The sequence below is a fragment of the Paracoccus sp. 08 genome (assembly GCF_024105395.1).
Lineage (GTDB): Bacteria > Pseudomonadota > Alphaproteobacteria > Rhodobacterales > Rhodobacteraceae > Paracoccus > Paracoccus marcusii.
On the sequence record NZ_WEKR01000074.1, the window covers coordinates 28744 to 51086 of the forward strand.

The 22343-nt window shown below is 64.5% G+C and carries 22 protein-coding genes, 3 tRNA genes and 2 pseudogenes; 13 read left to right on the plus strand and 14 right to left on the minus strand.

Translation table 11 applies throughout. The features are described from left to right. Window positions 1-28: 28 nt before the first annotated feature. The 3 genes from GBO37_RS19945 (at window position 29) to GBO37_RS21515 (ending at window position 1656) form a co-directional block, all read left to right on the plus strand. Window positions 29-190 (plus strand): hypothetical protein, encoded by a 162-nt coding sequence (locus GBO37_RS19945; protein ID WP_252930574.1) that lies wholly within the window; start codon window positions 29-31, stop codon window positions 188-190. 484 nt (window positions 191-674) lie between these two features. Next, entirely contained in the window at window positions 675-1217 is a 543-nt protein-coding gene (locus GBO37_RS19950; protein WP_127898406.1) for a CAP domain-containing protein, read from the plus strand. Window positions 1218-1527: 310 nt separating this feature from the next. Then, the gene (locus GBO37_RS21515) at window positions 1528-1656 is read left to right on the plus strand and encodes a hypothetical protein (protein WP_255352761.1); all 129 of its coding nucleotides are present in this window, start codon (window positions 1528-1530) and stop codon (window positions 1654-1656) included. A gap of 258 nt (window positions 1657-1914) precedes the next feature. Here the strand turns inward: GBO37_RS21515 and GBO37_RS19955 are convergent, their stop codons facing one another. The 4 genes from GBO37_RS19955 to GBO37_RS19970 all read right to left on the minus strand — a co-directional run bounded on the left by GBO37_RS19955 (window position 1915) and on the right by GBO37_RS19970 (window position 6196). Further along, on the minus strand, window positions 1915-4179 hold the full coding sequence (locus GBO37_RS19955; protein WP_252930575.1) for an adenosylcobalamin-dependent ribonucleoside-diphosphate reductase: 2265 nt from the start codon (window positions 4177-4179) through the stop codon (window positions 1915-1917). 94 nt (window positions 4180-4273) lie between these two features. Then, on the minus strand, window positions 4274-5107 hold the full coding sequence (locus GBO37_RS19960) for a 1-acyl-sn-glycerol-3-phosphate acyltransferase (protein WP_252930576.1): 834 nt from the start codon (window positions 5105-5107) through the stop codon (window positions 4274-4276). Further along, a complete protein-coding gene (locus tag GBO37_RS19965; RefSeq protein WP_252930593.1) occupies window positions 5104-5829 on the minus strand; it encodes a GNAT family N-acetyltransferase in 726 nt (241 codons plus the stop codon). Before GBO37_RS19965 ends, GBO37_RS19960 begins: the two co-directional genes overlap by 4 nt. Before the next feature lie 187 nt (window positions 5830-6016). Continuing rightward, window positions 6017-6196: a DUF3553 domain-containing protein gene (locus tag GBO37_RS19970; protein ID WP_252930577.1), complete on the minus strand. Its 180-nt coding sequence runs from the start codon at window positions 6194-6196 to the stop codon at window positions 6017-6019. A gap of 42 nt (window positions 6197-6238) precedes the next feature. Between GBO37_RS19970 and GBO37_RS19975 the strand changes: the two genes are divergently transcribed. After that, window positions 6239-6862, plus strand: a complete 624-nt coding sequence (locus GBO37_RS19975; RefSeq protein WP_045980844.1) for a histidine phosphotransferase family protein — start codon at window positions 6239-6241, stop codon at window positions 6860-6862. On the opposite strand, the gene GBO37_RS19980 is transcribed toward GBO37_RS19975, so the two are convergent. From GBO37_RS19980 to GBO37_RS20000, 5 genes are all read right to left on the minus strand, one after another. Next, the gene (locus GBO37_RS19980) at window positions 6859-8115 is read right to left on the minus strand and encodes a glutamate-5-semialdehyde dehydrogenase (RefSeq protein ID WP_369799395.1); all 1257 of its coding nucleotides are present in this window, start codon (window positions 8113-8115) and stop codon (window positions 6859-6861) included. The genes GBO37_RS19975 and GBO37_RS19980 overlap by 4 nt on opposite strands. Window positions 8116-8192: 77 nt before the next feature. Further along, a tRNA-Asp gene (locus GBO37_RS19985) sits at window positions 8193-8269 on the minus strand. A 28-nt stretch (window positions 8270-8297) separates the two neighbouring features. Beyond that, window positions 8298-8374 (minus strand) — tRNA-Asp (locus tag GBO37_RS19990). A gap of 194 nt (window positions 8375-8568) precedes the next feature. Then, on the minus strand, window positions 8569-9123 hold the full coding sequence (locus GBO37_RS19995; RefSeq protein ID WP_252930578.1) for a PRC-barrel domain-containing protein: 555 nt from the start codon (window positions 9121-9123) through the stop codon (window positions 8569-8571). Window positions 9124-9238: 115 nt separating this feature from the next. Then, on the minus strand, window positions 9239-10345 hold the full coding sequence (locus tag GBO37_RS20000; protein WP_252930579.1) for an anhydro-N-acetylmuramic acid kinase: 1107 nt from the start codon (window positions 10343-10345) through the stop codon (window positions 9239-9241). A 57-nt stretch (window positions 10346-10402) separates the two neighbouring features. On the opposite strand from GBO37_RS20000, the gene tyrS reads away from it, so the two are divergent. Then, on the plus strand, window positions 10403-11644 hold the full coding sequence (tyrS, locus tag GBO37_RS20005; RefSeq protein WP_252930580.1) for a tyrosine--tRNA ligase: 1242 nt from the start codon (window positions 10403-10405) through the stop codon (window positions 11642-11644). A gap of 121 nt (window positions 11645-11765) precedes the next feature. Further along, entirely contained in the window at window positions 11766-11918 is a 153-nt protein-coding gene (locus tag GBO37_RS20010; protein ID WP_157001283.1) for a hypothetical protein, read from the plus strand. Window positions 11919-12471: 553 nt separating this feature from the next. Here the strand turns inward: GBO37_RS20010 and GBO37_RS20015 are convergent. Together GBO37_RS20015 and GBO37_RS20020 are read right to left on the minus strand one after the other, a co-directional pair. Beyond that, window positions 12472-12737, minus strand: a pseudogene (locus GBO37_RS20015) (transposase); the annotation flags it as partial. A gap of 19 nt (window positions 12738-12756) precedes the next feature. Beyond that, window positions 12757-13296 (minus strand): annotated as a pseudogene (locus GBO37_RS20020) (IS5 family transposase). Window positions 13297-13377: 81 nt separating this feature from the next. Here GBO37_RS20020 and GBO37_RS21755 point away from each other — a divergent pair. Next, window positions 13378-14526, plus strand: a complete 1149-nt coding sequence (locus GBO37_RS21755; RefSeq protein WP_371927654.1) for a D-alanyl-D-alanine carboxypeptidase family protein — start codon at window positions 13378-13380, stop codon at window positions 14524-14526. A gap of 12 nt (window positions 14527-14538) precedes the next feature. Here the strand turns inward: GBO37_RS21755 and GBO37_RS20030 are convergent, their stop codons facing one another. After that, complete coding sequence (locus GBO37_RS20030) at window positions 14539-15747, minus strand: MFS transporter (RefSeq protein WP_252930581.1); 1209 nt, start codon at window positions 15745-15747, stop codon at window positions 14539-14541. A gap of 423 nt (window positions 15748-16170) precedes the next feature. Between GBO37_RS20030 and GBO37_RS20035 the strand changes: the two genes are divergently transcribed. Together GBO37_RS20035 and GBO37_RS20040 are read left to right on the plus strand one after the other, a co-directional pair. Continuing rightward, window positions 16171-17079, plus strand: coding sequence for a glycosyltransferase family 8 protein (locus GBO37_RS20035; RefSeq protein WP_252930582.1), 909 nt, complete (start codon window positions 16171-16173; stop codon window positions 17077-17079). Window positions 17080-17138: 59 nt separating this feature from the next. Further along, window positions 17139-18170, plus strand: coding sequence for a polysaccharide pyruvyl transferase family protein (locus tag GBO37_RS20040; RefSeq protein WP_252930583.1), 1032 nt, complete (start codon window positions 17139-17141; stop codon window positions 18168-18170). A gap of 627 nt (window positions 18171-18797) precedes the next feature. On the opposite strand, the gene GBO37_RS20045 is transcribed toward GBO37_RS20040, so the two are convergent. Further along, window positions 18798-18874 (minus strand) — tRNA-Arg (locus GBO37_RS20045). Window positions 18875-18959: 85 nt separating this feature from the next. Then, a complete protein-coding gene (locus tag GBO37_RS20050) occupies window positions 18960-20381 on the minus strand; it encodes a HAMP domain-containing sensor histidine kinase (protein ID WP_046000117.1) in 1422 nt (473 codons plus the stop codon). Between the two features lie 250 nt (window positions 20382-20631). Here GBO37_RS20050 and rpmH point away from each other — a divergent pair, with 250 nt between their 5' ends. The 4 genes from rpmH to ttcA are packed head-to-tail and all read left to right on the plus strand — an operon-like array spanning window position 20632 to window position 22340. Then, window positions 20632-20766 carry a 50S ribosomal protein L34 gene (gene rpmH / locus GBO37_RS20055; RefSeq protein ID WP_042247969.1) on the plus strand — a complete coding sequence of 45 codons (135 nt, stop codon included), beginning with the start codon at window positions 20632-20634 and terminating at the stop codon, window positions 20764-20766. Between the two features lie 50 nt (window positions 20767-20816). Further along, on the plus strand, window positions 20817-21209 hold the full coding sequence (gene rnpA, locus GBO37_RS20060; RefSeq protein ID WP_371927656.1) for a ribonuclease P protein component: 393 nt from the start codon (window positions 20817-20819) through the stop codon (window positions 21207-21209). Continuing rightward, window positions 21206-21469, plus strand: a complete 264-nt coding sequence (yidD, locus tag GBO37_RS20065; protein WP_252930584.1) for a membrane protein insertion efficiency factor YidD — start codon at window positions 21206-21208, stop codon at window positions 21467-21469. Before rnpA ends, yidD begins: the two co-directional genes overlap by 4 nt. Continuing rightward, entirely contained in the window at window positions 21453-22340 is an 888-nt protein-coding gene (gene ttcA / locus GBO37_RS20070; protein WP_045982130.1) for a tRNA 2-thiocytidine(32) synthetase TtcA, read from the plus strand. Before yidD ends, ttcA begins: the two co-directional genes overlap by 17 nt. Window positions 22341-22343 lie beyond the last annotated feature (3 nt).

Sequence of the window (22343 nt, forward strand, 5' to 3'; positions counted from 1 at the left end):
ACCACGGTCGGAGAGGATTGATGACACGATGCGCCGGAGTGATCCTGATCGCCTTGGCGCACCCTGCCTGGGCGGGCTGACCACCTTCTACACCACGAACGATCCGGCACCTGATTGCCGCGTGATCGACCGGTCGCCGCCGGACGAGGGCAGTTGGGCCGATCTCTCCTGCCCCGGCGTCGCCGGGTAGTCCTATCTGCTGCACCGGACCGACGGCTGCGAGGCAGTGACCTATGGCCATTGCCGATGGGCCGGGCATGCCGACATTCGGTGCCTTCAATCATGCGGGTCCCACCGTCAAATGGCGCATGGCACAGGTCGGCAGCCGGTCAGTCCCCGTCGCGGCCATCCAGCACTTTCACGTGGCCGATGCCGATGGCGGGNGGAGCACGCGATCCTGGTCGTCTCCAAGGTCGGTCAGCCGGACGACCGCGGCGCATGCATGATGGGCTGCGTGCCCGACCATGATGGTGCCGCAGCGAACAGACGCGCCCGCCGGATCGCCGATGGCACCGCGACCCATGATTGCGCCCATGACCGCACGGTGGTGGAGCCGTCTGCCGCCAAAGTTCCGCCGCGCTGACGGTTTCGGCCAAGGTCTGCACAAAACAGGTGACAGGGCATGCCTTATGCGTGTCAAATGGCACATAATGCAATCATGACGGGAGCTCCTGATGTCGGCATCTGGTCCCTACGGTCGTTGCGGGGTGCTGACCTTGGCGCTGCTGACGGCTGCCTGTGCATCGGCCCCGACCGGGCCGGCATCGACGATCGACGTCCAAGCCTCGGCGCCCGGTCCCGCCACCTGCCCTGCCACGACGGCGGACCAGCAGGCGGCCGGGGTGCGGGCGACCAACGCGCTCCGGCAGCGATCCGGCCTGCCCCCGGTGCAGGCGAACGATCTGCTGGCGCGCGCCGCGGCGCGGCATGCCTGCGACATGGCGCAACGCGGCCGCATGACCCATGCGGGCAGCCGCAGCTCGGGCCCGTCGCAGCGGGTCAAGGCGCTTGGCTATGCGCCCACCGTCACGGCAGAAAACATCGCCGCGGGGCCGTTCGGCCTGGATCGGGTGCTGGCGGAATGGAACGCCTCTGCGGGCCATGTCTCGAACATCATGATCCCGCAGGTCAGCAACTTCGGCATCGGGCAGGCGCTTGGCGCGGATGGGCGCACGCGTTACTGGGCGGCGGTCTATGCGGCGCCACGCGGCAGATAGGGGCGATGCCTGTCCTGACCGGAAAGACAGGTTAGCAAATTGAACAAATGACCTATATAAGGCTACGATAGTATCGGAGTCAGTATCATGTTTCGCCTGTCCCTCTGCGCCATCCTGGCGCTGTCCGCCTGCGCCGCCCCGAAGGACCCTTGCGCCGATCTGTGCATGAGCGCCTTTGTCGAGTACGAGCCAGGCTTCGAGCCCTGATCACCCCGAAACGGCGGTGATGCCGCCGACGTGTCTGTCTTTTTTCCTGCAAAGGCGTATCGTTTCCACCCGCCGGTCCCCGGCGGCTATTGGAGAAACGAACATGGCCAAGGGCATGGACAAACGCAAACGCGACGAAAAGAAGCCGAAGAAGCAGAAGCCCAAGACGAACGCTTCGGCGCCCAGCACCAAGGATGTCGTCTCGGCGGCCGTTGCTGCCAAGGGCAAATGACCATTGCAGTGTGTCTGACGGTGTCGGTGGCTGATCATAAACGCGCGTGACGCATGGGCACGCCCGTGATTCGGGATGGGGATCAGCGGAGCTGCACCCATCTCCGGTGGTCCATGTTCGCCGACCCCTGCCCCCTCATAGCGCCTCATCCCGCGACGATATCAATCGCCAGACGCGTAGGGCTGTGCCGATCATGAACAAAAGGCGGCCCAGATGGACCGCCTTTTTCACTCATGATCGCCTGCAGACCGCTTCAGATCATCCGCATTTGGAATGACCGCAGCTGGGGCAGGTCATGCAGCCCTCGACCATTCGCATCCCGTACTGACCGCAGCTGGAGCAGGCGGGGCCGCGCGGCGCCTCGCCCACGGCCATCACTTCGGCCTGCGGGTCGGACTTGAGGCCCAGCCCTTCGCCCGCCAGGAAGCCCGTCTCGATCAGGTGGCGTTCGATCACGCCGCCAATGGCCGCCAGGATCGAGGGGACATAGCGGCCCTGCATCCAGGCCCCGCCGCGCGGATCGAAGACCGCCTTCAGCTCCTCGACCACGAAGGACACGTCGCCCCCGCGGCGGAACACGGCCGAGACCATGCGCGTCAGCGCGACCGTCCAGGCATAATGCTCCATGTTCTTGGAGTTGATGAAGATCTCGAACGGGCGGCGGTGGTTGCCGTGGATGATGTCGTTGATCGTGATGTAGATCGCGTGCTCCGACCCCGGCCACTTCAGCTTGTATGTCGCGCCTTCCAGCGCCGCGGGACGGTCCAGCGGCTCGGTCAGATAGACGACATCCGCGCCCTTGTCGGCCTCCGGCGCCTTTTCGGTCGTCTCGCTGACAGACAGCACCGAGCCGGTCACATCGTTCGGACGATAGGTGGTGCAGCCTTTGCAGCCCAGATCCCAGGCCGCCATGTAGACGTCCTTGAACGCCTCGAAGCTGATATCCTCGGGGCAGTTGATGGTCTTCGAGATCGAGCTGTCGACCCATTCCTGCGCCGCGGCCTGCATGGCGACGTGGTCCTTGGGTGCCAGCGTCTGCGCGTTCACGAAGTAATCGGGCAGCGCCGCGTCGCCCTTCAGGTCGCGCCACATCTGCACGGCGTAATCGACGACCTCCTCCTCGGTCCGCGAACCGTCCTTCTGCAGGACCTTGCGCTTGTAGGCATAGGCGAAGACCGGCTCGATCCCCGACGACACGTTGCCCGCATAGAGGCTGATCGTGCCCGTCGGCGCGATCGAGGTCAGCAGGGCGTTGCGGATGCCGTGCTTGACGATCGCGTCGCGGACGTCGGCGTCCATCTTGGACATGAAGCCCGAGGCCAGGTATTTCTTGGCGTCGAACAGCGGGAAGGCGCCCTTCTCCTTGGCCAGATCGACGGATGCCAGATAGGCCGACCGTGCGATGGCCTTCATCCACACACGGGTCTGCGCGACCGCGTCATCGGCGCCGTAGCGCAGGCCCAGCATCAGCAGCGCGTCCGCCAGACCGGTCACGCCCAAGCCGATGCGACGCTTGTTGCGAGCCTCCTCGGCCTGTGCGTCCAGCGGGAATTTCGATGCGTCGACCACGTTGTCCATCATCCGGACCGCCGTGCGGACCAGATCGTCCAGGCCTTCGGGGTCCAGTTCGGCCGTTTCGGTGAACGGGTTCTTGACCAGCCGGGCCAGGTTGATCGAGCCCAGCAGGCAGGCGCCATAGGGCGGCAGGGGCTGCTCGCCGCAGGGATTGGTGGCCGCGATCGTCTCGACATAGGACAAGTTGTTAGCCTTGTTGATCCGGTCGATGAAGATCACGCCCGGCTCGGCGAAATCATAGGTCGCCTTCATGATCCGGTTCCACAGGTCCAGCGCCTGGACGGTGCTGTAGACCCGGCCCTCGAACTTCAGGTCCCAAGGCGCATCGGCGCGCACGGCATCCATGAAATCGTCGGTGATAAGCACCGACAGGTTGAACATGCGCAGGCGCGCGCTGTCCTGCTTGGCCACGATGAACTGTTCCACATCCGGGTGGTCGCAGCGCATCGTCGCCATCATCGCGCCACGGCGCGAGCCGGCCGACATGATGGTGCGACACATCGCGTCCCAGACATCCATGAAGGACAGCGGACCCGACGCATCGGCCGCCACGCCCTTGACCACCGCGCCCCGCGGGCGGATCGTGCTGAAGTCGTAGCCGATGCCGCCGCCCTGCTGCATGGTCAGCGCGGCCTCCTTCAGCATGTCGAAGATGCCGCCCATGCTGTCGGGGATGGTGCCCATGACGAAGCAGTTGAACAGCGTAACCGACCGGCCCGTTCCGGCACCGGCCAGGATGCGGCCCGCGGGCAGGTACTTGAAGTCCTCCAGCGCGGAATAGAACTTGTCCTCCCACTTGGCCGGGTCGCTTTCCACGCGCGCCAGGTCGCGCGCGACGCGACGCCAGCTGTCCTCGACCGACCCGTCGACGGCCTGCCCCTCGGAATCCTTCATCCGGTACTTCATGTCCCAGATCTGTTCTGCGATGGGGGCGGCAAAGCGGGTCATACGCTCATTCCTTGGTGGTTTGTTCAGGGTTGGACACCAGATATAGCGTCAAAACGCGGCTGGCAAGGTCTTGACAGGGGTCGGCCCGTCGGTTTCAGGCAGGTGTGACAAGACCACGAAAATCGGCTTCTATCGCAGAATAGCATGCTGCCGAAAGGGTCTTGCGGTCGTTTCCTGCGACGGGAATCGGGGGGTGCAGCCGGACGGTCACATGCCCGTGGCGTCTTGCCGCAAGAATCGACAGCAGGTGCGGCCCCAGATCCATGTCCGCCCACCATCCATAGAATCGCGGGTCCTGCCCCGGCGGCGCGTGATAGGCCGCGCTGACCGGCTGGATCGCCAGACCGGCGGGCAGGTCGTCGGCCAGAAACCCCTGGAACAGGGTCGGCTTGAACGGCAGGACGCGGCGTCCGTCGCTGGACGTGCCTTCGGGGAAAAACAGCAGGCGATGCCCGGCGCGGATGCGTTCGGCGAATTCCAGCGCCTGCGCACGAGCCAGTTTCGGGTCGCGTGTCACGAAATGCGTGTCGGTCACGCGGGTCAGGATGTTGATGCCGGGCCAGCGGGCGACCTCGGCCTTACTGACGAAGAAGACCGGCAGGGCGGCGTTCAGCGTCAGGATGTCCAGCCAACTGGAATGGTTCGCCACGACCGCGCCGGGGCCTCGCAGGGGCGTCCCCTCGCGCCGCCAGCGCAGGCCGATGCAGGCCAGGACCAGGCGGCAGACGATCTGGACATGCGGTCCGGACCAGGGACGGCGGCGGCCATGCACCATACGCTCGATCCCGCGCAGCGGCAGGATCAGCAGCACGCCCAGCATGAGCACCAGAACTGCCGGCACGCCGCGGCGGATCACCCGCAGCCAGTCGCGCAGCCCGCGCGGGGGGGCCGGCACAGGCGGTTCGGCATCGCGCCAGGTCGGGCTCATGTCGGCTGCCAGCGGCTTTCGTAGAACTGCTTGTGCTTGGCGGACATCGCGCCCGTGTCCATCAGCAGGAACACGTCAGTCGTGTTGAAGGCACGGTCGATGAACGCCCCCTCGCCCACCAGACCACCAAGGCGCAGATAGGCCTTGATCAGCGCGGGCATCCCGACCAGCGCCTCGCGCCGGTCCAGGCGGTCGGGGGCGATCAGGTCCATCGTCTGGAACCCGTCGGCCCGCGCCCGCGGGCGCAGCTCCGGCGGGGCCAGGTGATGGTGGTGCAGCCAGGACAGCGATGGCGCCAGCAGCGTCGGGTCTGTGCCGTGAAAGCTGGCCACGCCGAACAGGATCTGGATGCCGTGGTCCAGCACATAGTCGGCCAGCGCGTTCCACATCAGGAACATCGCCGCCCCGCCCCGGTGATCGGGATCGACACAGGATCGCCCCAGTTCCAGCAGCGGTCGGCCGCTGTCGCGCAGCGGGGCCAGGTCGTATTCGCCGTCGCAGTAGAACCGCCCGAAATCGGCCGCCACATCGCTGCGCAGCAGGCGATAGACGCCGACCACGTGATCCAGCGCCTCCGCATCGCGGCGCGTGTCGATTAGGCACAGGTGGTCGACGACGGGGTCGAACTCGTCCCGTTCCAGCCGGGCGTCGTGATCGACCAGCGGGCCTGTGCCGCCCAGCTCCTCGACGAACACGCGATAGCGCAGGCGCTGCGCGGCCATCAGGTCGCGGGGCGTCGTGGCAAGGCGGATCTGGAAAAAGGCAGGGTCGGCGCGGTTCACGATGGCCTCGGTGCTTGGGCTGCGGCCTGTCTAGGAAAGCCGCGCGGCCAATGCAACACGTGCGGCCCAAGTTCCGCTTGCATCGCGCAACCTTCAGTTGCATCGTCGCGCAAGCAATATCAGGAGTTTACATGTCGCCCATGCGCAGGATCTGCAACGCCACGCGGCGTCCGTCGATGACCTGCTTGCCGGCATCGGTAAAATTCACGGTGATGCGGTCGCCGATCCGGGACTGGACCTGCCCCTCGCCCCATTCGGGCGCGCCGGGATGACGCACGATCATGCCGGGTTCCAGGATATCGTTCACCGCGAAAACTCCATTTCTCTGCACTTTGGAAGGTAATCATACATGACGGTCGATACAACGCGGATCGCTGCGGGCGATCTGGCCGCCCTGCTGGGATCGCGGCTGTGCCATGATCTGGTGTCGCCCCTGGGGGCCATCGGCAACGGGGTCGAACTGCTGGAGATGTCGCCCGATTTTCCGGGCCTGGCCCAATCCCCTGAACTGCGCCTGATCTCCGAAGCGGTGGGCGCGGCACGCGCGCGCATCCAGGCCTATCGCATGGCGTTCGGCATGGCGCAGGGCGAACAGCGGATCGGCCTGGCCGAGTTGCGCCGTCTGCTGGACGGGATCGCCGCACAGGGCCGCCTGACAATCACCCTGGACGCCGCAGGCGATTTCGCGCGGCCCGAGATCCGCATGCTGGTGTTGGCGGTGATGTGCATGGAAAGCGCGATGCCCTGGGGCGGCCGGGTGATCGTGCTGCGTGACGGTCCGCAATGGCGGCTGGTCGCGGAATGCGACCGCAGCAAGGTCGATCCGACCCTGTGGGGCTGGCTGGACGGTCCGCAACCCCGCACCCTGGCCCCGTCCGAGGTGCATTTCGCCCTGCTGGCCGAGGCCGCGCGGGCCGAGAACCGCCCCCTGCGCCATGAATTCGACGACACCGGGGGCGAGATCGCGTTCTAGGCGCGGACCGTCCCGTCACCCGTGACCAGATATTTGAAGCTGGTCAACTGTTCCGCCCCCACCGGCCCGCGGGCATGCATCTTGCCCGTGGCGATGCCGATCTCGGCGCCCATGCCGAACTCTCCACCGTCCGCGAACTGGGTCGAGGCGTTGCGCATCAGGATCGCGCTGTCCAGCCCGGCAAAGAACCGCTCCGCGGTCGCGTCATCCTCGGTCAGGATCGATTCGGTGTGCTGGCTGCCATGGCGGCGGATATGGGCGATGGCCTCCTCGACCCCGTCCACCAGCTTGGCGGCGATGATCATGTCCAGGAACTCGCGCCCGAAATCGTCGGGCTTGGCCGGCACGGTGCCGGGGATGCGCGCCAGATCGCCATCGGCACGCACCTCGACCCCCGCCTCCAGCAGGTCGCGGATCAGGACGTCGCCATGGCGGTCATGGAACGCCCTGTCGATCAGCAGGCATTCGGCCGACCCGCAGACGCCTGTGCGCCGCGTCTTGGCGTTCAGCACCACGCGCCGCGCCTTTTCCAGATCGGCCGCGGCGTCGGCGTAGATGTGGCAGATCCCCTCCAGATGCGCAAAGACCGGCACGCGGGCCTGGTCCTGCACCAGCCCGACCAGCCCCTTGCCGCCGCGCGGGATGATCACGTCGATCAGCCCCTGCGCGCCCAGCATGGCGCTGACCGCCGCGCGGTCGCGCGTGGGCACCATCTGGATGGCGGTTTCCGGCAGGCCCGCCGCGCGAAGACCCTCGACCATGCAGGCATGGATCGCGCTGCTGGAATGCAGGCTTTCCGAACCGCCGCGCAGGATCACCGCATTTCCGGACTTCAACGCCAGCGCCCCCGCATCGGCGGTCACGTTCGGCCGGCTTTCATAGATGACCCCGATCACGCCGATGGGCGTGCGCACGCGGCGGATATGCAGCCCCGTGGGCCGGTCCCATTCCGCGATGACCTGCCCCACCGGATCATCCTGTTCGGCGACCTCGCGCAGGCTTTGCGCGATCGCGGCGATGCGTGCGCCGTCCAGACGCAGCCGGTCCAGCATCGCATCCGACAGCCCCTTTTCGCGCGCGAAGTCCAGATCACGGGCGTTGGCCGCCAGGATATCAGGGGTACGGGCGGTGATGGCGTCGGCGGCGGACAGCAGGGCCATGCGTTTCGGTCCGGCTGGCGTCTGCGCCAGAACCACCGCGGCCTCTCGGGCGGCGGCGCCAAGGGCGTCGATCAGTTGCCGGGCTTGGACCATGTCCGTCATCGCTTCCTCCGATACGCAAAATCGACGCCGTCTTAGCGTGATCCTGCCGAGAAGGGGAAGGGAAGAAATGGCGCGGTTGACGGGGCTCGAACCCGCGACCCCCGGCGTGACAGGCCGGTACTCTAACCAACTGAGCTACAACCGCACATTTCCTTCGGGCGAATGATGAGTTATGGCGCGGTTGACGGGGCTCGAACCCGCGACCCCCGGCGTGACAGGCCGGTACTCTAACCAACTGAGCTACAACCGCCCAACTCATCCCCCGGACGATCGCCCGCCGGAGTAGGCCGGGGTTTACGCAGACCGCCGCGCGGCGTCAAGGGCGCGTTGAACGAATTTTGCCACATTCGGGCAAATCTTTGAAATTACGGTGCAAAGAACGCGAAAGGGGCGCCCGATGGGCGCCCCGATGAACCAAGCAACTTGTAAACAAACCGGGTGGGATCAGTCGCGGACGGTTTCCATGTCGAATTCCGGCAGCGCTTCCAGTTCTTCTTGGCTGTAGTTGGTCGCCAGAACCGTGTCGTCGCCGAACATCGCCATGTGCAGGACATCGCGGTCCAGCAGCACGGTGTGCGTGCCCATGCCCAGGAAGCCGCCGATGTCGGCAATGTAGCCCATGACCTGACCATCCGGCGACATCACGATGTCGGACACAGTCGCGATCTCGTTCCAGTCACCCGGAACCGCATCGCCCGTTGCATCGGTCCATTCGGTGGTCGACGGCTGGTTGGTCGTATAGATCGCGCGGCCCTGCAGCCACGATGCGGTGATGCCGGGATTCTCTGCCGACAGCGTCACTTCCATGTCGCTCATGTCGGTCGCCATCTCGTCGGCGGGCATCGTCTCGGCAGGCATGGCATCCGCCGGCATGGTCTCTGCGGGCATCGTTTCTGCGGGCATCGTCTCGGCCGGCATGGCGTCGGTGGCCGGGGGCGTCGTCGCGTCCTGTGCGAACACCGGAGCCGCAAATGCCAGAGCAGCAGCCGTCGTCATCATGAGGGTTTTCATTCTAGATCTCCGCATCAATTCTTTGTTTCGATGACGTCTTTTCGTCATCTTCACGGCATCAACGCGGGCATTTCAAAGACCGTTCCCTAAACATTTGTCTGATCTAGTCACGTGATCGTGGGTGACTGATCCGTCCTCCGCGGACCGGTGCCGGAACTCCCGTGGTCATCGGCCCCGATATGGGCAGCCCCCGCAGCACGCGCACCGCCAGCCAGCCGAAGGCCTGCGCCTCCAGCATGTCGCCGTTCAGACCGATCGCCTCGACCGGCCGGACGGGCACGGGCAACGCTGCTGTCAGCGCATCCATGATGGCCGAATTGTGGCGCCCCCCGCCGCAGACCAGAACCTGCGCAGGCAGCGCGGGCAGCCACGCCATGCCTGCCGCAACCGATCCGGCCAGTGCCGACACCAGCGTCGCCGCCGCATCGGCATCGGACAGCGGGGCAACCGCGCGGGTCAGGCCAGCGAACTGATCGCGATCCAAGGATTTAGGGGCGGGTCGCCGGAACCACGGATCATCCAGGAACGCCGCGACGATGTCCTGATCGGCGGTGCCGCTGGCCGCCAGTGCGCCGCCTTCGTCCCGCGACTGACGGCGGCGCCGGCGCATCAGGTCGTTCAAGGGCGCGTTGGCAGGCCCCGTGTCGAAGGCGACGCAGGCACCGGCGGTCTCGGGTGCGGGGGCCGCGGGGTCCACCCAGCTGATGTTGCCGACGCCGCCCAGGNTCAGGAACGCCACGGGGGCCGCGGGCAGGCACCCCTGCCCCACGGCCCAGTTCGCGCAGGCCCAATGAAAGAACGGCACCAAAGGGGCGCCCTCGCCTCCCTGACGCACATCCTCGGACCGGAAATCCCAGACCACGGGGCGATCCGTCATGCGCGCCAGCGCCGCGCCGTCACCCGCCTGATGCGTGCCGCGCCCGCGCGGATCGTGGGCCAGCGTCTGGCCGTGAAACCCGATCAGCTGCGCATCTGGAAACTGCCGTGCCAAGTCGGCATGGGCCGCCTGGACCAGTTGCGCCAGCTCCGCCACCTCCGGCGCGTCGGGCCACAGGCCCAGCCCCGCATGAAGCACGGCCGATTCGTTGTCGCCGAACGCACGAAAGGCGCTGTCCCCAAAGCCGCCGATCCGCACCCCGTCGGTTTCGATCATCGCCGCGTCGACACCGTCCAGCGACGTGCCCGACATCATCCCCAAAGCCCGGATCATCGCTTTTCCTTCGCTGCTCCTGCCTGTATATCGCGCGGATACACAAGGATGAAGCCCATGACATACCAGCCCAAATCCGACTTCCTGCGCATCATGTCCGAACGCGGCTATCTGGCCGATTGCACGGATTACGCCGGGCTGGATCAGGCGCTGCTGGCGGGACCGATCACGGCCTATATCGGTTATGACGCGACGGCGGCCAGCCTGCATGTCGGGCACCTGCTGAACATCATGATGCTGCGCTGGTTCCAGAAGACCGGCAACAAGCCCCTGACCCTGATGGGCGGCGGCACGACCAAGGTCGGCGATCCGTCCTTCCGCAGCGACGAGCGCCCGCTTCTGGACGATGCCGCGATCCAGGCCAATATCGACGGGATGGGCCGGGTCTTCGCCCGCTATCTGGATTACGGCCCCGACGGGGCGGTCATGCTGAACAACGCCGAATGGCTGGACGGCCTGAACTACCTGACCTTCCTGCGCGACATCGGCCGGCATTTCAGCGTCAACCGAATGCTGTCCTTCGAATCGGTCAAGTCCCGGCTGGACCGGGAACAGTCGCTGAGCTTCCTGGAATTCAACTACATGATCCTGCAGGCCTACGACTTCCTGGAGCTGAACCGCCGCCACGGCTGTGTTCTGCAGATGGGCGGGTCGGACCAGTGGGGCAACATCGTCAACGGGATCGACCTGACGCGGCGGGTGGACGACCGGCAGGTCTGGGGCCTGACCTCTCCGCTGCTGACGACCAGCGACGGGCGCAAGATGGGCAAGTCGGCGGGCGGAGCGACCTGGCTGTCGGCGGACATGCTGTCGCCCTATGAGTTCTGGCAGTTCTGGCGCAACACAACCGATGCCGATGTGGGCCGGTTCCTGAAGCTGTACACCGAACTGCCGGTGGACGAATGCGACCGCATGGGCGCGCTGCAGGGGTCCGAGATCAACGAGGCCAAGGTCCGTCTGGCCAACGAAGTGACGACCCTGTTGCATGGCGCCGATGCCGCCGCCAGCGCCGAGGCGACCGCGCGCAGCGTCTTTCAGGACGGCGGCGCGGGCGGCGATCTGGAGGTCGCGGTGCTGCCCGCCGATCAGGCGCAAGGCGTCACCATCGCGCAGGCCCTAGTCCAGTCGGGCATCGTCGCCAGCGGCAAGGAGGTCAAGCGTCTGGTAGCCGAAGGCGGCCTGCGCGCCGACAACGCGCCTGTCACCGATCCGCAGATGCCGTTGGACCAGGCTGCACTGGAGCGCGGCATCAAGATCTCGGTCGGCAAGAAAAAGCATCGGATACTGCGCATCGGCTGAGTTGTCCGCATTGCATGGCTGCCCTGCACCCGCCCTGACCTTGCGTCAGGGCGGTTTCATTTTGATTGGGCAGACAATATCTGACGGTCACGGGAGGAAACGCCCTGATCGGAGAATGACAATGTCGAACCAGACCCAGAAGCCGCTGAGCATCGCGGACCGCAAGCGCAGCCAGCAGGCCGATGCCGCACTGGATCAGATGTACGGATACTATGCCCGCGAAGACGGCACCCGTCCCGTTGTCAGCGAACTGGACGCCCAGAAAGCTGCATAACACCGGAAAGATCGCCGAAAGCAAGGGGCCTAGGTGGCCCCTTTTTTCATGTCCGAAGCGCGAAAGAACCGAGGACATTGCTTCGGAAGCCCGCGCCACGTTGCTTCGTAAATAAAATAGTTCCTGCGCATCGCGATTTCTCTGCAAATTGAAAGTGCGAACTGACGACCCGAAAAGCTGTCAACATGACAACGGCACGTTGAAGATTTTCACTGAGTGACAATCCGATGCCACGACTCCCGCATAATACATCGTCTGGTAAGGTGATTGTTTGCGTCAGGCCCGTACTCAGCTCGGCGTCCCTTAAGGCAAATGGGTCAGCGGTACTAGCTGGATAGCCCGGCTCAAAGGACAATCAGGTCAGCATGAACATCCCAGCAACAGATTGGCAGCAACGTCTGGTCTGCAGTACATACTGGTCGCTCCGGCATTCCATCGTACAAAGACAACGTAACGTGCGCCGTCTCTTTGGAGCACCAGCTTTTGGGTACCCTGCAAGGCGTGGTCTACCTACGTTTTCTGGACCGCCTGACGCTGGAGTTTTCGGCCTTGGTCATGACGGCGGGCTGGTGACGCCGCCGGGAAAGTATAACGCGCTTGGGACATTGTATCCAATGGCGCTGTGGGGTTGATCGTCATTGTAGTTTCTAAGCCAATCCTCCAAGTTTTTGGTCGCGTCCGCAAGGCTCATGAACCAGTGTACGTTCAGGCATTCAGCCCTGAGTTTGCTGTTGAAAGCCTCGATGAAGCCGTTGTCTGTCAGCTTTCCTGGCCGGGAGAAGTCGAACATTACGCCCGGGCATAGGCCCAGGCCTCTAGGCTCCAGTCTCGTTAATTTTCAAAGCCAGAAGATGACAGTTGCGGCGAGAGCGATGGCGGAGAGAAAGCCCTTCGGGCACTTGTCGTGGCAGGTCGCGACGCGGCGCCCGTCCTTGAGCGTGCCGGACATGATCTCGATACGATTGCGCCGCTGGTAGCGGCGTTCGCGTCCGTGACGGCATGCAACTGGTGTTCATGCCACCCTTCGTCCGCCCAATCAGCCTGCCACGCCCCCCTTTTTTCAACCGCAGGCTTGAAGCTGTGCGGTGCGCCTTGAGATAGGTGGCGTCAATCATCACTGTCTTCCGGTCGGCGGCTTCGGAACCTCCATCATCCGGGCGAAAACACCGATGTCGCTCCAGCGCTTCCATCGGTTGTAGAGGGTCTTCGGTGGACCACACTCTGGCGGCGCATCGGACCAACGCAAGCCATTACGATTGATGAAGATTATCCCGCTCAAGACCCGCCGATCATCGACCCGTGGGCGGCCATGGCTCTTTGGAAAGAACGGCCGCAGCCGCGCCATCTGCTCGTCACTCAGCCAAAAAAGATTGCTCAGCATGCCCCCATCAGTTCGGGAGCGTGAAACACGCCGGCAAGGGGGTCGCAACCCGATTAATGGGTCATGACCATAGGCGTCATGGTTCTGATGGTCACGCAGGCCAATGCGGCCCCGTTGGCGGCCTATGTGATGGACGCGCGCACAGGCAAGGCGATCTATCAGCAGAATGCGGACACTAGGCTGCACCCCGCGTCCTTGACCAAGATGATGTCGCTCTACATGACGTTCAGCGCCGTCGAACGCGGCGATGTCCGGCTGGACAGCAAGTTCAAGATTTCCAGAAATGCCGCGAACGAGCCGCCGTCCAAGCTGGGTCTGCGCCCTGGCCAAGAGATCGAGTTGCGGTATCTGATCCGCGCGGCAGCGGTCAAATCGGCCAATGACGTCGCAACAGCGATCGGTGAGAACCTGGCCGGGTCGGAGGAGGCGTTTACCCAGCAGATGACCCAGATGGCGCGCGCGCTCGGCATGAACAACACCCAGTTCCGCAACGCACACGGCCTGACCAGCGAGGGGCATTACTCCACCGCCCATGACATGAGCATTCTGGGGCGGCACCTGTTCTACGATTTTCCGCAATACTACAATCTGTTCTCGCGCCGCTCTGCCGATGCAGGCATTGCGCGGGTCTCGGCCACCAATCGGCGTTTTCTGGATGCCTATGACGGGGCCGACGGGATCAAGACCGGATACACCCGCGCGGCTGGCTTCAATCTGACCGCCTCGGCCCGACGCGGAAACAAGCGGTTGATCGCGACCGTCGTCGGCGGAACCTCCACTGCGCAGCGCAATCAGACTGTTGCCAAGCTGCTGGACGACAACTTTCCCCGCATTCCCGATCGTGTGCGTGAAACCCCTCCGCAAGCTCCCCTGGTTCGGACTGTCTCACGCCGCGCACAGGTGACCGCCAGCTCCGCCGCGACCCGGCCTGAGCCGCACCGGATGGTCCTTCAGGCATCCCAAGCGCCGATTGCCCGTCCGGTCGGTCTCGCAGGCGCGCCTGAAAAAGATGTGAAGTCTCGCTCTGAGTGGCTGACCCTGGGCAGCAGTCCGCGACCTGACAGCCGCGCAGATGTCGGAACGGTCGCAGCGAATACGACCTCCGCTGCAGATATGCAGGCAAAGGGGCGACCTTCGGCGCTGGCCTTGGCCGCATCGTCCCGCCCGGGTGCGAACCCGCGGGCGCAGAGCGCGGTCCTCGCATCGGCGAATGACGGCGACGGCTGATCGCAGGGATCGTCAGAAATCCGCTTTGAGTTTTCTGCTGATCCCCAGGCAGAGCAACGTGATGGCTCCGCACCAAAGCCCCAAAAACAGGCTTTGAGTTGGAAAGTCGATGCCCGCATCGATCAGGACGTCTGTGATGCCGGGCCCGATGGCAGTCGAGATGACCATGATCGTGGTGGCCATAGACCGGATCGCGCCCAGATGCGCAGTGCCATAGAGCACCGGAAACAGCACTCCCCAGAGCGAGCTGGCCATGCCTTGGGCGATGCCCACCACCCCAAGAGCCACATACCAGACCCACACCTCATCGGCAGGCCCGATCAGGGCGACGCCAAGCCCCATGGGCACCACCAAAAGCGGCAATAGGCGCAGAGGACCGAACCGGTCTGCTAGCCAACCCGAGGTGAACGCGGCGATAACAGTGGCCACACCGAACGCGGTAAAGCCTTGGGCCATTTCCGGCAGGGTCCACCCCTTCACGTCCGCGATATGCGCCTGGTGGAAAAAGATGACCGTCGAAATGAAGCCGGGTGTCAGCAACACCGGCAGCAGAGCCGGAAGCAGCCAGTGCCGCGCGGCATCCCGGCGGCGCCATTGGCGGCCCATGAGGCCGGGTCGGGCAATCTGGGCCTGATGTCCCACTGGGTTCCGTCCCTCGGTCAGCAGCAAAAGCAGCAAGGGGATCACGATCAGGCACAGGACGCCGGCGACGACCAACCAAGTGCTGCGCCAGCCGATGCCGCCGATCAGCATCACCACCAGCAGGGGAACGAAGATCTCTCCGGCGGGGTGGCCCAGATTCGTCAGGGACACGGCCTGGCCGCGGCGGGCCTCGAGCCAGCGCCCCATCGCCGTCATCGCCATGTGGCTGAACATTCCCTGCCCGCAGAACCGCAGCAGGAAGAGGGCGACGACCAGAACCGCGACCGATGGAGCCCAGGCAAGAGCGACGGCGGCGACGGCGAACATCAGCGTAACGGCCGGGGCCAGCCGCGACAGGGGCACCGTATCAGCCAGTGAACCGCGCCAGAACATCAGCGCCGCCGCCGACAAGGTGGCAACGGTGTAGAGGCCGCCCCAACTGCCATCCGTCAGACCGTGACGATCCTTGATGAAGTCTGCAAACAGCGAGATGAACCACGTCTGCCCGAACGCCGACGTGAAGGTCAGAAGAAAGCCCGCAGCCAACCACCGCGCATTGTCGCGCACAAACTGGATCATTCTGCCTCTGCCTTCTTTGTCGAATTTGCATGACCTGCAAGAGTGGCTTCTGTCACGGCCTGTCTTGAGAATGCAATTGGCCATGCGATCCTTACTGGCGGCAGGGTCGATCCGTTAGGAACGTCCGGGATGATGCGGCAGCCTATCGGCTCATCCGCCGGATCATCCTCTGATAAACTCTGTATAACAGTCGGACCGTCTCTATCGAGACCCTTCGGTGCAGGGCATTGGACCGCGTATGATCTCAATAGCCGAGTGCCAGAACCGGCGGGTTCTCAAGGTCCGTAGCGATATGCCCCGGCGGCCATGGCCACTTGCGGTCTGGTGCCGTCCGCAGACCGATCTGAAACGCGCAGTGATCCCACCCGTCGTGGCGGCCGCCGCAGATACATCATACATTCTATGAACAAAAAGGAGCCTTGCTTGCCTGGCACGCCACGCATGGTCAAAATCGTCTACGTCACCGACCGCACCTTTCTGAAACCAACCCTCGTGTTCATCTGGAGCCTGCTGCAGCACCTCCAGGGACCTGCCGAACTGCACCTCTGGGGCGATGGCCTCACGCCTGAAGACTGGGCGAATGTCGAGGCGGTCACTGCCGGACACACGGATCTTACTCTGGTCTGCAAGGATATCGGCGACGGATACCTGGAAGGCGCACACGGACCGACGGATTACATCTCTGCGGCTACGATGGGCCGCCTGTTCATCCCGCGGCTGATCGACGGCTATGTCCTCTATATCGACGGCGATACGCTGGTCACGGGCGACGTTAGCCCCTTGTTCCAGGTTGATCTGAAAGACGCCTATGCTGGCGCGGTTCGTGATTATCACATCACGCATTGGCTTTTCGAGCCGGAAAAAACGACGGTGGACAGGGCTGCACGGCTGATGGAGATACGGCAGTTCATGGATCCGGCGCGTGTCGAGGACTATTTCAACGCGGGCATCCTTCTCCTGAATTGCGATGCGCTTCGGGCGCATCCCGCTCTGTTGGCACGGATAGAAGACGTCATCGCGGCATCAGCCTGCACGCATGGAGATCAGGATCACCTGAATGCCCTGTTCGCGACCGATTTGCTGCAACTCGATCCGGCGTGGAACGCCTCTTGGGGGCGCATCCGCCGGCACCGGGAGCTTATCACCCGATCCGGATTGGCCATTGAAGGAGCGGTCCCGGGTCGCCCTGTCATTCTGCATTATCATGGCCCGAAAAAACCGTGGCGCGACCGTCGATGGGACGTCTGGTCGTCGCGCGGCCGTGCAACGCTGCTTTATCGGCGTGCCATGCAACACTTTGTGCGGCAGTATCCCCACCTGAAGCCACACTGATGACTGTTGGAATGGGTCGCCACCCTGCAGGAGCAGATTATTCCGGGAGTTCTACTGACATGTCCGAGCACCATCAGACTAAGGTCGAGTCGAACCAACGCGCGCTTCTGGTCGGACATTTCTCGACCGTCGGCGACGTGGAGGTCCTGCGACAGACGGAACGTCAGTTGCAGGAATTGGGGATGGCCTATGACGTCACGCCCTATACTGACGCTCGGCAGTCGGTCGACAGCACCTGGCTGAACCGCTTTACCCTTGACCCCGCGCGTTACACACACCTCTTCGTCATATGTGGTCCGTTTACCCCGGCTATGGCCGTGCAACACGAAAGCATCTTCGGTCGCTTCAAGCACTGCGTGCATGTTGGCGTGAACCTGACGATGGTCGAACCATTATCCGCCTTCAACCCGTTCGAGGTCCTGCTGGAGCGGGACAGCGACAGAACCGTGCGCGCCGACCTGAGTTTCCGCGAGGCGCCGGCCCGCATTGCCGTTGTCGGCCTGTGCCTGACCGGATTCCAGCGAGAGTATGGCGATCGCCACCGGGGCGCATTGGCCGAGGAAAAACTGCGCCGGCTTATCGAGAAATCGGGCGTGGCGGTCATCGAGATGGACACGTCCGTTCCGGCTGCCACGAACCGGTTCGGCCTGTCGAACGCGGCGCAGTTCGAATCCATCTGCAGTCGGCTGGACGTCATGCTGACCACACGGCTGCACGGCATGGTGCTAGCCCTGAAAAACGGTATCCCGACCATCGCAATCGATCCTGTTTCCGGCGGCGACAAGGTGACCAGCCAAGCGCATAAGCTGGGGTGGCACGCGGTATTCGATCCGGATCAGGTCACCGATACAAAACTGCAATCGACGCTCGAGTGGTGCCTGTCGGAAACTGGACGGGCAGACGCACGGCTCGTGCGCGACAGGGCCATCGCATCATTGGACGGCTTCGACGATGAATTTGCTGCTGCGCTTGAGGCTCGTCCCGATCCCGGTCTGCGCCATGACCTGATACCGAAAGTCGGGCGAGTGCGCGCCCTGCGAAAGCGGTTCAAGGCGTGGAAGCGGCGCAGACGGGCGCGGAGTGGCAGGTGAGAAGTCACTTGTCTGGCAGGTTGGCCCTTCATCAAGAAGTATAGCCGGTTTGCCTCGGTAGTTTCTGCTCAGCCTTGTCTGAACGGCGACTATCGGTCGACAACCTGTGCTGCACCTGCATTCGCTGCGGTAGTTATGACCGACGGATATGGGCTCTTCACGTCGATGCTGCCTGGCAGTCCAGAGGCTGCTTTTCAGAGATATGGTGATCGCGGGCACCGCGATCGCTGATCCAGTGGACAGCCGCGCCTCCGCTTCACTCTGGCACGGCTGACGATCTTTCATTTCTTTTTCCGCCTGCCATCCGGCCGGCGATCTGAACACGGGCTCTGGTGCCGCTGCGCGTCAGCCTCCACGGAGAAATCCGGTTCCTCCCACGCGCGAGGCGCGCGGGTCCCTCCCAATTTCACCGCTCCGGCCCCGTGTTCAGATCACCGTCCGGCCGCAGGTCGGGCTGCGCCCACCCTGCCTTGCCCTTCGGATGACATGAGGTCATCCAAAGCGAAAAGCAGAGATAGCTTCGCCACTGGCGGAACAGGAAGGAGCGCGCGGAGATATGGGGCCACCAAAAAGGCAAAGCCGTGACGAAAACGGCAATTTTGCCTAGTGTTCACAAAAAAGGAAAAATGGTGCACCCGGAGCGATTCGAACGCCCGACCCCCAGATTCGTAGTCTGGTGCTCTATCCAGCTGAGCTACGGGTGCAACATGCGGTGGGAATTAGCGGCCACGCCGGGGGGATGCAAGGGCGAAAAGACAAAAAGATGACTCCTTTTTGGCAAATCGTCCTTCAGCGCGCCGCAGCATCGGCGCGGGCCGACAGATCGGCCATCCCGCGGGGGATGTGGATGCAGAACTGGCTGCCCTCGGCATCGCTGCGCAGCAGGATCAGCCGGCCCCCGTGCCCACGCACCAGATCGGCCGCGATCGTCAGACCCAAACCCGTGCCCCCGCGGCGCGTGCTGCCTGTGAAGGGCTTGAACAGGTATTCGCGCGCCTTGTCCGGCAGGCCCGGTCCCGAATCGCACACCTTGATCCACCAATCGCTCTCTGCCTCGCCGGCGCCGATCTCGACCGTGCCGGGGCCGCCGGTCGCCTCGATCGCCTGGCGGGCATTGCGGGCCAGGTTGGCCAGCACGCGGTACAGCTGGTCGCGATCGGCGCGGATCACCAGGCTGGGGGGAATGTCGGTCAGGAACTCGACCCGCCCTGCCGCCTCCCCTGCCAGGGTTTCGGCCTCGATCACCTCGGCAGCCAGCTGCGCCAGGTTGAAGCGTGACAGCGTCGGCGCAGGCTCCTCGGCCTTGCCGAAGGCCAGCGTCGTCTCGCACAGGTTCACGGCGCGGGTGATCGAATTGACCAGCTTGGGCGCGGCTCGGCGCACCTTGGGGTCGGCGCTGTCCTCCAGACGGTCGGCAAAGATCTGCGCCGTGGTCAGGATGTTGCGCAGGTCGTGGCTGATCTTTGCGATCGCCTGGCCCAGCTGTGCCATCCGCTCCTTCTGCTTGAGGGAGGACGTCACGGTCTGCTGCATCGACTGCAGGGCGGTCTCGGCCTCGCGGAGTTCCGCCAGGCGCGCGTCGGGGATGATGATGTGGCGGCTGTCCTCGGGCGCGCTGGCATAGGCGGACATGTGGGTGATCACGCGGCGGATCGGCACGAGGATCATCCGTTGCGCGGCTGTGAACAGCAGGACCGCCGTCAGGATCGAGAACGCGGCCGATACCGCCAGCAGGCGCAGGCCGTAGTCGATCATCGCCTGACGCAGCGGCGCGGTCTCCATGGTGATCTCGATCAGCTGGCCCGCCTGGTTCACCGGTGCGCCGATGACGCGGATCACGCGATTCTGTCGGTCGGCCAACGCCCGCAGCGAATCGCCGATCGTGTGCAGCACACCTTCGGACCGCAGATCATACGTCGCGGCGATCGGGCCCGGGATGGGCGACGACAGGACCAACTGGCGCACGTCGTTGCGCCGCAGCACGACGTTGAAGACGCCGGCCGTCTGCAGCAGCTCGGCCTCCAGATCCAGAGCGATCGATTCGTCGGTGGCCAGCAGGGCCAGACTGGCGATCTGCGCCCTTTCCAGCCGGCTCTCCAGATAGTCCAGCCGGAAGCCCGCCAAGGATGGCAGCAGGATGAACAGCTCTGCCAAGATGACGAACATGGTTGTCAGCGCGGCGAATCGGCCAGAGATCGTGTTCAGTCGCATCGTGTCCGGGTTATGGTGTCGCGGGCCGGACTTGTCAGCCAAGCGATTGCGGGTTTGCACATCAAACGAATGTGATCGTGACCCGGTTCCCGGACCGATTGGCCCGTGATTTACCGGTTTAGATGGTTGACGTGGGCCTGCGGGTCCACTATCCAGCGGGCTTCGAACAACCGGCGTCGTGGCGCAGGGCAGTCTTCTGCAATCTGCCCCGTCCCGATCCGCCCCGCAAGAACCGACCCGGAGACTGATCATGAAGCGCACCTTCCAACCGTCGAACCTCGTTCGTGCGCGCCGTCACGGCTTCCGCGCCCGCATGGCCACCAAAGGCGGCCGTCTGGTGCTGAACCGCCGCCGCGCCAAGGGCCGCAAGCGTCTGTCGGCCTGATCATTCGTGATCCTGCCGGCGGTCACGACCGCCACGTAAAGGCTTTCGACATGCCGCCTCTGCCCCATCCTGCTGAAGTTCAGCCCAAGGATGTCGGCACGGCGGCATTTCGCATGCCGCCCGTCCTGCAGAAACGCGCCGATTTCCTGGCCGCTGCCCGTGCGCGGCGTCAGGGAATGCCGGGCTTCCTGTTGCAAGCCCGCAGGCGGGACGATGACGGCCCGGCACGGATCGGTTTCACCTGCTCCAAGAAGATCGGCAATGCCGTAGCCCGCAATCGCGCCAAGCGGCGCCTGCGCGAGGTCGCCCGCCTTGGGTTGGGCTATCTGGGCCACGCCGGATGGGACTATGTCTTGGTCGGTCGCCCCGAAGCGACCATCGCCCGAGCCTTTGCCGATCTGCAGGGCGATTTCGCCCGCGCCATGGCCAAGATCCACGCATGAGCCCGCTGGCGCGCCTTGTCGCGCTGCCGGTGCGCGGCTATCGGCTGCTGGTCTCTCCTTGGGTCGGGCATGGCTGTCGGTTCCAACCGACCTGTTCGGCCTATGCGCTGGATGCGCTGGCCCGCCACGGCGCCCTGCGCGGCAGCTGGCTGGCCCTGCGGCGCATCGGGCGCTGTCATCCCTGGGGCGGGCACGGCTATGACCCGGTGCCCGGCGCCGATCCCGACCATGAAAGGGCCCGCGATGCTGGACGACGCTGACACCACCGAGATTCACCCCCTGTTCGCGGGCGCCCCCCAGGGGACCGAGTTCCGCAAGCTGCGCAAGCGGCTGGTCCGCGAGACCCGCGCCGCGATCGAGGATTACGCGATGGTCCGCCCCGGCGACCGTTGGCTGGTGTGCCTGTCGGGCGGCAAGGACAGCTATACCCTGCTGGCGATCCTGCACGAGCTGCAGTGGCGCGGGCTGCTGCCGGTCGAGCTGCTGGCCTGCAACCTTGACCAGGGACAGCCCAACTTTCCGGCCACGGTGCTGCCCGAGTTCCTCAAGGCGCGCGGCGTGCCGCACCGGATCGAATACCAGGACACCTATTCCATCGTGAAGGAGAAGGTCCCGGCCGGCCGCACCTATTGCGCGCTGTGTTCGCGTCTGCGCCGAGGCAACCTGTACCGCATCGCGCGCGAGGAGGGCTGTTCCGCCGTCGTGTTGGGCCATCACCGCGACGACATGCTGGAGACGTTCTTCATGAACCTGTTCCATGGCGGCCGCCTGGCCACCATGCCGCCGAAGCTGCTGAACGAGGATGGCGACCTGACCGTCCTGCGCCCGCTGGCCTATGTGGCCGAGGACGATTGCGACCGCTTTTCGCGGGCGATGAACTATCCCATCATCCCCTGCGATCTGTGCGGAAGCCAGGAGGGGCTGCAGCGCGTCCAGGTTAAACGCATGCTGGACGAATGGGAGGCGCGGACGCCCGGGCGACGGCAGGTGATGTTCCGGTCGCTGATGAATGTCCGGCCGTCGCACCTGCTGGATACTGAACTATTCGATTTTTCCGCGATTTTCCCGCCCGAACAGGGTGATAAGCCCGCCCTTCCGCCGATCCTGCGCGATCTGGCCGGGGAACATTAACGG